The following is a 1,864-nucleotide window of genomic DNA, read 5'->3' as shown; positions in this document are numbered from 1 at the left end:
GGCGGGATCGCGGTGCTCATCCTGGTCCGGCCGGCCGCCCCGGCATCCTCAGAGGACCGGCTCCCCGAGTACACCGCCGTCCACGAGTGAGACGGCATGCTTGACCCGGCTCAGCACCGGCACCGTCTCGCAGGTGCGGATCTCCGGGATGGCGGCGACCTCGGTGGTCAGATAGCGGTAGAGCTCCTCGGCGTCCCGGCACAGCGCGATCGCGGTGATGGTGGCGGTGCCGGTGACCGCCGCCGCCCAGGCCAGCTGGCGGTGATCGGCGAGCCGGGCGCCGACCGCGGCCAGATCGGCCGGCGCGACGGTGAGCCACAGGTTCGCCGCCGACCGGAAACCCATCAGGGAAGCCGCCACCTCGGTGTCGAAGTACACCGCCCCGGCGGCGATCAGCGCGCCGAGCCGCAGGGCGACCTTGCGCTGGGTCCAGCCGGTGACGGTGGCCAGCGCGGCATAACCGGCCCGCCCGTCCCGGGCGAGCGCGGCGAGCAGCGCCCGGTCCCCGGCCTCGACCCGGGCGCCGCCCTCGTCGGTCACCCGCATTTCAGAACCCGCCCGTACGCCGGGGTCGTTCCCGTCCAGCAACTGCTCGCGCTGATCCGCGCTCAACTGCTCGTCGCCGGCGATCCAGTCGGTCTCACCCCGCCCCACGAAACGGTGCAGCACCTGATGGGCGCTGAGCGAGAGCACGTTCGTCGCCCGCGGCAGATGATGCAGCAGGCCCTCACGGCGGTCGTGGTCCGCGGTCACCCGCACCGCGCAGGTCAGCTCGGCGCCGCCGGCCCCGATGGTCACCCAGCTCGTGTCGGTCCGCCGCGCCAGCGCCTGCGCCGTCACGGCGGCGGTGCCGGGCCGGCAGGAGATCCGCAGCGTCCAGTACGTGGTCCCGGGCAGCCGCTCGGGATCGGCCTGCCCGAAGACCCGGATCAGACCCCGGGTGCGCATCCGCTGATAGCGCCGGGCGACGGTCTGCTCGGAGACGGCCAGCACGGCCGCCAGCCGGGCGAACGGAACCCGCGGGGCGAGCCGCAGCCCCTGGAGGATCTGCCGATCCAACTGGTCGACCGCGGCGGAATCCGTCTCTTTGGAAGAGGCCACGGCTGGAATGCTACGCGCTGAGGTCAGCCGCCGAGTGTGGCTGCGTCCAGGATGACGATCCCGTCCGGACGCTGACAGCGCACCTCGACCAGCAGCTGATCGGCCCCGGTGACCTTGGCGCTCAACGCGCGGCCGGGCTCGTTGACGACACCGCCCTGCATGCCGGCCTCGAGGGTGCGGAAGGTGTCATCTTTCTGCCGGGTCTTCGTGTAGACCCGGACCTCGACGGGATCCGCTTTGCGCGTCTCCGACCAGCCGCTCACCGTCGCCGTGAAGGTGTGGAACCTGCGGTCGAGTTCGTAGGTGAGGGTTCGGGTCTGGTCGCCCGTATCGTTGCTGGGGCACTCGACGGCCACCGGCCGCGAGAAGTCCGCTGCGGTCACGCCGTCGGGCAGGGCCACCACCGCGCCGCCGATCCGGTCGAGGGTGTCCAGGGGCGTGCCGGCGCCTGCCCCCGGCGACGGGGATGCGGTGCCGGCCGGTGGGCTCGTGTCCGGTCCGGCCGTCGGTGCCGGGGGCGTGGTGGCGGCAGCGCTCGAAACCGCCTTGTCGTCCGGGCCGGAGAAGTGCTGCCAGGCCCAGTTGCCACCGGCCGCGAGCGCCGTGATCGCCGCGATGACGGCCGAGATCACCCCGGCCTTGTCGCCCATGTTGAGGGCCCGCCACCGGTCACGTCGACTGTGTGTGCGTGTACTCGTGCTTTCGGTGACCTCACCGCAGCCGCCGTCCGGCGGTGGCCCGTCCACGTCGCCCACTTCGGTGC

At 72.9% G+C, this 1,864-nt stretch carries 2 protein-coding genes; both read right to left on the bottom strand.

What is annotated here, in order from left to right:
• Positions 1-48 precede the first annotated feature (48 nt).
• Positions 49-1,101 carry an AsnC family transcriptional regulator gene (locus AB0C29_RS46325; protein WP_360834467.1) on the bottom strand — a complete coding sequence of 351 codons (1,053 nt, stop codon included), beginning with the start codon at positions 1,099-1,101 and terminating at the stop codon, positions 49-51.
• 23 nt (positions 1,102-1,124) lie between these two features.
• Positions 1,125-1,864 (bottom strand): hypothetical protein (locus AB0C29_RS46320; RefSeq protein ID WP_360834465.1); only part of this gene is annotated, 740 nt, incomplete at its 5' end.

It is taken from the genome of Actinoplanes sp. NPDC048791 (assembly GCF_040650095.1).
Lineage (GTDB): Bacteria > Actinomycetota > Actinomycetes > Mycobacteriales > Micromonosporaceae > Actinoplanes.
The sequence above is the reverse complement of the archived record's forward strand: the minus strand, read 5'-3'. Positions and strand labels throughout refer to the sequence as shown.